5 protein-coding genes are annotated in these 6,632 nt (G+C 69.8%); 2 read left to right on the plus strand and 3 right to left on the minus strand.

The window, feature by feature from the left end; translation table 11 throughout:
- Nucleotides 1–135: 135 nt before the first annotated feature.
- On the minus strand, nt 136–1,470 hold the full coding sequence (locus ACFWY6_RS37890; protein WP_384700340.1) for an LCP family protein: 1,335 nt from the start codon (nt 1,468–1,470) through the stop codon (nt 136–138).
- Nucleotides 1,471–1,599: 129 nt separating this feature from the next.
- On the opposite strand from ACFWY6_RS37890, the gene ACFWY6_RS37895 reads away from it, so the two are divergent.
- Complete coding sequence (locus ACFWY6_RS37895; protein ID WP_266866227.1) at nt 1,600–2,148, plus strand: acyl-CoA thioesterase; 549 nt, start codon at nt 1,600–1,602, stop codon at nt 2,146–2,148.
- Nucleotides 2,149–2,167: 19 nt separating this feature from the next.
- Here the strand turns inward: ACFWY6_RS37895 and ACFWY6_RS37900 are convergent, their stop codons facing one another.
- Nucleotides 2,168–3,529 (minus strand): LCP family protein, encoded by a 1,362-nt coding sequence (locus tag ACFWY6_RS37900; protein ID WP_384700346.1) that lies wholly within the window; start codon nt 3,527–3,529, stop codon nt 2,168–2,170.
- 245 nt (nt 3,530–3,774) lie between these two features.
- Here ACFWY6_RS37900 and ACFWY6_RS37905 point away from each other — a divergent pair, with 245 nt between their 5' ends.
- Nucleotides 3,775–4,815, plus strand: coding sequence for a glycosyltransferase family 2 protein (locus tag ACFWY6_RS37905; RefSeq protein ID WP_384700342.1), 1,041 nt, complete (start codon nt 3,775–3,777; stop codon nt 4,813–4,815).
- Between the two features lie 30 nt (nt 4,816–4,845).
- Here ACFWY6_RS37905 and ACFWY6_RS37910 read toward each other — a convergent pair whose 3' ends face one another.
- Nucleotides 4,846–6,498, minus strand: a complete 1,653-nt coding sequence (locus tag ACFWY6_RS37910; RefSeq protein WP_384700344.1) for an LCP family protein — start codon at nt 6,496–6,498, stop codon at nt 4,846–4,848.
- Between the last annotated feature and the right edge of the window lie 134 nt (nt 6,499–6,632).

The raw sequence follows: 6,632 nt of genomic DNA on the forward strand, positions 1-6,632 counted from the left end.
TAGATTGGGGCGCCCTCCCCCCGCGGCGGGCCCCCCCCGGGGGCGCGGCCGGGGGGTCGGGGGGGGGCCCCCGCGGCGCCCCGGGGGCCCCCCCTTCCAACGTACGCGCGAGACGACTCTCTCGCCCGGCACGGCTCAGTCGCCCGAGACCGTCACCTTCTCGTCGTTGTTCAGCTCCGAGACCATCTGCTTGACCTTGGCCTTGTCCCACAGGAGGTTGCCGCCGGTGGAGCCCGCGAGCGGCATGTTCATCGACTTGCCGTCGCCGCCCGTGACGCCCTTCATGGCCCAGAACATGGACGCCACGTCGAACAGGCCCATGTCCTTGTCGACGACCAGCGTGTCCAGGCCCGCGCCCATCGTGGGGTAGAGCTTGAACGGGTTCATGACCGTGCCCGGCGTCGCCGCCTGGTTGGCGAGGGCCGCGAGGAACTTCTGCTGGTTCTTCGTACGGTCCAGGTCGCTGCCCGGCAGGGCGTAACGCGTGCGGACGAAGGCGAGGGCCTGCTGGCCGTCGAGGGTCTGCTTGCCGGCCTCGAAGTCGGCGCCGGACTTCTCGTCCTTGAAGCCCTTGGGGATGTCCATCTCGACGCCGCCGACCGCGTCCACGATCTTGGCGAAGCCGCCGAAGCCGATCTCGGCGTAGTGGTCGATCCGCAGGCCGGTGTTGAACTCGACGGTGCGGACGAGGAGTTCGGGACCGTCCTCCGCGTACGCCGCGTTGAGCTTCGTCTGGCGGCCGGTGTTCGGGTAGAGCTTCCCGGACTCGGCGCCCTTGAAGGAGGGGATCGTCACGTTCGAGTCGCGCGGCAGCGAGATCATCGTGTTCCCGCCGTCGTCCGCGACGTGCAGGATCATCATCGAGTCCGTGCGCTTACCCTCGGCCGAGCCGGTGTGGAGCTTCTTCTTGTCCTCGTCGGACATGCCCTCGCGGCTGTCGGAGCCGACGATCAGGTAGTTCGTGCCGTCGCCGCCCTCGGGGCGCTCGATGACCTTGGAGAGGTCGACCTCGCGCTTGAGCTTGGAGTCGGCCCAGAAGTACGTGCCGATGGAGACCGCGAGCAGGACGACGACGAGGGTGAGCGAGCCGATCTTGATGCGCCGGCGCCAGTTCGGGGCGGGACGGGGCGCGCGGGTGCCGTAGCCGTCGTCGCCGCCCTGGCCGCCGCCGTTGCCGTTCGGGGAGCCGTAGACCTGGCCGGTGTTGTAGCCGCTGTCGTACCCGTCGTCGTAGGAGTCCTGGCGGGGCGTGCGGGGCTCGAACATGTCGTCGCGGGCGTCGCCGTACCGCTGGCCGTACCCGTCGTCGTACGCGGGCTGCTGCGGGACCCCTCCGGGCTGCTGGCCCGGGCGGCCCGCGCCGCCGCCGCGCTGGACATGCCGCATCACGCGGGCGCCGTCGGGCTGCGCGTTCCCGCTGCCACGGCCGTATCCCCGGCCGTTGCCCTGCTCGTCAGGCCAATCGCTCATGTGGCCCAGTGTGCAGTCTCCGGGGGCGCGCCATACAGGGCGGACGGGATTTCGGTTCAGGGCTGTTGCAGAGCTGATGCAAAGCGGCTCGGGGAGTCCGGGACATACGTCAGACATAGGGTGGAGCCCATGACAGACCTCGCCCCTGGACCGGAATCGGAGATTCCGGGCAAGCCGACCTCGGCGTCCCGTACGACACTCAGCCACATCATGACCCACAACGACACCAACCTCCTCGGAACGGTGCACGGTGGAGTAATCATGAAATTGGTGGACGACGCGGCGGGGGCGGTCGCCGGGCGGCACTCGGGCGGGCCCGCCGTCACCGCGTCCATGGACGAGATGGTCTTCCTCGAGCCGGTGCGGGTCGGTGACCTCGTTCACGTGAAGGCGCAGGTGAACTGGACCGGGCGGTCGTCCATGGAGGTGGGCGTCCGGGTCCTGGCCGAGCGGTGGAACGAGTCGACGCCCGCGCAGCAGGTCGGCTCCGCGTATCTCGTCTTCGCCGCCGTCGACGCGGACGGCAAGCCCCGGACGGTGCCGCCCGTCCTGCCGGAGACCGAGCGCGACCGGCGGCGGTATCAGGAGGCGCAGATCCGGCGTACGCACCGTCTTGCGCGGCGCCGGGCGATCAAGGACCTGCGGCAGTCCCGCGCCGCGGAGGGTCTCGACGACTGAGCGGGGAACGAAGCCGTACTCACGGGCACACCACCTGATCGCCCGTGAGCGCGCCGAACTCCCCCTGGTAGGCGTCCTCCGCCCGTACCGGCCTGATCCGCTTGAAGTCCTGGCCCGCCAGGACCTTCAGGGTCGCGCCCTGGCCCTTGACCGCGCGCAGTTGGCAGCCCGGCAGCGCCGCCGCGAGGGACTTCGCCGAGCGGTCCCAGCGCGGGTCGTATGCCACGACCGTGCGCGCGAGGGGCTTGCCCGGCGCGTTGCCCGGCACCCGCGTCGTACGGAAGCCGGTGGACCGCAGCGCGCTGTCGACCCGCCTGCCCAGCCCCGTCTTGCCGGTGGCGTTGTCGACCTGCACCCGGATCTGCTGCGGCGACACTCCGACCACGGCGGCCTTGCGCCTGGGGTTGTGCGCGGCGAGCGGGCGGTCGTCGCGCAGCGCCTTGAAGAGCTTCCTGGACTTCCGCGGGTCCCACCTCAGGGTGGAGCCGATGCCCGGCACATTCACGCCCTTGCTGCGCAGCGGCACGGTCGTGAACTCCGACGAGGAGGGTGAGAAGCCGCGCATCGCCCGGCCCAGGGCCAGCATCTCGTTCGTGCCGAAGCCCTTGTCCGCCCGGACCGAGCCGAGCAGCGTCCTGCTCACGTCGCGGAACTTGAGCGGATTGAGCAGCACCCCGCTGCTGGTCGCCTTGGCGATCAGCGCGGCGAGGAACCGCTGCTGGCGCTGCATCCTGCCGAGGTCGGAGGAGCCGTCGACGTGCCGGGTGCGGACGTACTGCAGGGCCTGGCCGCCGCTCAGCTTGTGCGTGCCCACGGCCAGATTCAGTCCGGTGTACGAGTCCTTCAGCGGGCGCGCCGTGCAGATCTCCACGCCGCCGAGCACGTCCACGGTCTTCATGAAGCTGGTGAAGTCGACCTCCATGTAGTGGTCGATCTTGACCTTCGTCATGTCCTCGACGGTGCGCACGGTGAGGTTGGGGCCGCCCTCCGCGTACGCCGCGTTCATCTTGACCGGGTGGGCCTTGTGGCGGTCGCCCGAGTTCTGGTCGGTGTGCGGCGGCATCAGCGCGTAGCTGTCGCGGGGCAGGCTCACGACGCTCGCGCGGTCCCGGTCCTCGGAGATGTGCACGATCATGATCGTGTCCGTGCAGTGGCAGGGCGCGCCGCCGAGGCGGTACTTCTTCTTCTCCGCCTTGGTGATCTTGTCCCGGCCGTCGGTGCCGACAAGGAGCACGTTCATGCCGTTGCCCCCCTGCGGCCGGTTCTTCATGTCCTTGAAGGCGTCCACCCGGTCGATCCCGGTGTCGAGACTGGACACCACCCCGTGCCCGATCCCCGCCGCCGTGAGCACCGTCACGGAGAACGCCGTCGCCACCCGCATGGCCCAGCGGGGCCGCTTCCTCCGCACGGCCGGGCGGGGCGCCTGCTTCCGGGGTGCGGCCTGGCGCGGGGGGCGCGGTCCGCGCGAGGAGGGGCTTGGGGAGCGGCGGGGCGGTGTGGGCACGTGGGAGACACCTCCGCTGACGGGCCGGGGGACGCCAGAACCGTAGGCCCATACGATCTGCGGCCCGGGTAGTGACCCGGCGGCGCGCGCCGGTGTCCCCCATTCGCGGTAACGTGGCGCCGATGAACGCGACGCCCGACGTGCAGCTTCCTGCCGTATCCGTGATCATGCCGGTGCTCAACGAGGAACGGCATCTGCGTGCTGCCGTATCCGCGATCCTCGAGCAGGAGTACGACGGCGAGATGGAGGTCGTCGTAGCGCTCGGCCCCTCCACCGACCGTACGGACGAGATCGCCGCCGAACTGGTCGCCGAGACCGCCGGACACCGCGCGCGGGTCCAGACGGTGCCGAATCCCACCGGGCGCACGCCGGCCGCCCTGAACGCCGCCATCAAGGCATCGAGTCACCCGATCGTGGTGCGCGTCGACGGCCACGCCAGCCTCTCGCCCGGCTACATCGAGACGGCCGTGCGCCTCCTGGAGGAGACCGGCGCGCAGAACGTCGGCGGCATCATGCACGCCGAGGGCGAGAACGACTGGGAGCACGCGGTCGCCGCCGCCATGACCTCGAAGATCGGCGTGGGCAACGCCGCCTTCCACACCGGCGGCGAGGCCCAGCAGGCCGAAACGGTGTACCTGGGCGTCTTCCGGCGCGAGGCCCTTGAGCAGCAGGGCGGCTACAACGAAGAGTTCATCCGCGCCCAGGACTGGGAGCTGAACTTCCGGATCCGGGAGGCCGGCGGGCTCATCTGGTTCTCGCCCGAGCTGAAGGTGCAGTACCGCCCGCGGCCTTCCGTGCGCGCCCTGGCCAAGCAGTACAAGGACTACGGCCGCTGGCGGCACGTGGTCGCCCGGTACCACGAGGGCTCCATCAACCTGCGCTATCTGGCGCCGCCGACCGCGGTCTGCGCGATCGCGGCGGGCGTCGTCGTCGGCGCGGTGCTCACGCCGTGGGGCTTTGTGATCCCCGGCGGATATCTCGCGGCGATCGCCGCGGGCTCGCTGCCCGCGGGCAAGGGGCTTCCGCTGAAGGCGCGCCTTCAGATCCCGGTGGCGCTCGCGACGATGCACATGTCGTGGGGCTGGGGCTTCCTCACCAGCCCGCGCTCGCTCGCCAAGAAGGTCATCGCGTCCCGGCGTCCGGCCGTCCTCACCGAAGCGTGAGAACAGCCGGACGGGTCGTCGGGGCCGGGCTCACTTCCAGGTGAAGTCCGGGTCGACGTGCATGCACGCCTTCTTGTCCGAGCCGTTGAGCGCGTCGGCCGAATCCGGCGTCTTGTCGTCCTTCTTCCCGGCCGACTTGGGGTAGGTGTTCCCCTCCCGCCAGTCGGCGCCCACGACGAGCACGACACCGGAGACGTCCGTCGACTTCTCCACCGAACTCAGCGGCAGACCAAGGGACTTGGCGACCCGCTGGGCATCACCCTCCAGCTCGGCGCTGGGATACCTGATGACGGTCTTCTGCTCCGCGAGAGCCGTCGTCGTGTCGGCCGTCGCCTTGGTGAAGCCCTTGCCGGTGAGCAGCTGCGTCACCGTCGACGCGCGCCCGCTGACCGGCGGCTCGGTGTCGCTGCGGGTGCCGTTCTGCACCTGTACGGCGATCTGGTCGTCCGACGCGGCCGGATCGTCCGAGAGCTTCTCCTTCGCGGGCTTCTTCTTGCCCTTGCCGTCCAGTGAGACGTCGTCGCGCACGAGCCGGAAGAGCTGTTCGGCGTCGCCCGGCTTGGGGATGACGCGCGCACCGACGTACTCGAACGGCATCGTCGTCATCGTGGTCCGCTCCGGCGAGACCTTCTTGAGCTCGTTGCTGAGGTCGTAGAGCCTCTTGACGCTGCCAAGGCCCTCGTCGACCTTGAGCGAGCTGGTGGCCGTCTCGGCGAGCTTGCGCAGCTTGTTGGGGCTGCTCAGATTGGCGTTGTCGCGCAGCTCGCGCACGAGCGAATTCATGTACATGTGCTGGGCCTTGGCGCGGCTGATGTCGGTGCCGCCGTCGAAGCCGTAGCGGGTGCGCAGCCACTGCAGGGCCTGCTCGCCCTTGATGTAGGTGGTGCCCTCCTCCAGCTTCAGACCGGAGCCGTGGCCCTCGTTGTCGCGCGAGTAGATGTTGGCGTCCACACAGACCGGTACGCCGCCGATGGCGTCGGCCATGGAGACGACTCCCGAGAAGTCGACCTCCATGAAATGGTCGATGTGGATGTTGGTGAGCTTCTCCCAGGTGGCGACCGTGCAGCCGGGGCCGCCGCGGCCGAGCGTCTGGTTCGTCATCGTGCGCTGCGTCGACGCCTCGTACACCTTGCCGTCGTCCGGGTCGGTGCACTTGGGGATGTCGACGAGGGTGTCGCGCGGCATGCTGACGACCGACATGTTGGTGCGGTCGGCGGAGAGATGCAGCAGCATCTGTACGTCGGCGAGCGGCGTGCCCCCGAAGGTCTCCTTGGCGCCGCCGAGCTTCTGGTTCGCCTTGGAGTCCCGCGCGTCCGAGCCGATCAGCAGGATGTTCAGCGGGGTCTGGCCCGCCGCGTTCGGCGTGGGCTCGGGGGCCCGGTGGTCGCCGAGGTTCAGATCGTCGGTCTCGAGGTTGTTGTTCAGGTGCTGGTAATAGAGATATCCGGCGCCGGCCGTGCCAAGTATGAGTACCGAGAGGACCGTTGCCGACCAGCGCAGTATCCGCCGTCTGCGGCGCGGCGGTTCCCCGCCACTCCCACCGCCGCCCCCACGGCGGTGCTTGTGCCGGCCTGCGCCGTCCGGGGGCTCATCACCCTCGTGCTGGCCGTCGTCCCAGCCGTGATCACTGGCGTGCGGGGCGCGTTCTCGCGCCCCCTCCCCACGCACGCTGCTTCTCCCCATCGCCTGCCCCTCCCCACCTAGCCCCCCAAGTACGGCCGTCCCGCGTCGTGTTTGACGCAGAACGGCCGCGTCAGGGCACATTGCACACACCGTTTTTTCGGGTTCGAACTTGTGGATTCCCTCCGGCGCCGTCG

The sequence above is a fragment of the Streptomyces sp. NPDC059037 genome (assembly GCF_042740015.1).
GTDB lineage: Bacteria > Actinomycetota > Actinomycetes > Streptomycetales > Streptomycetaceae > Streptomyces.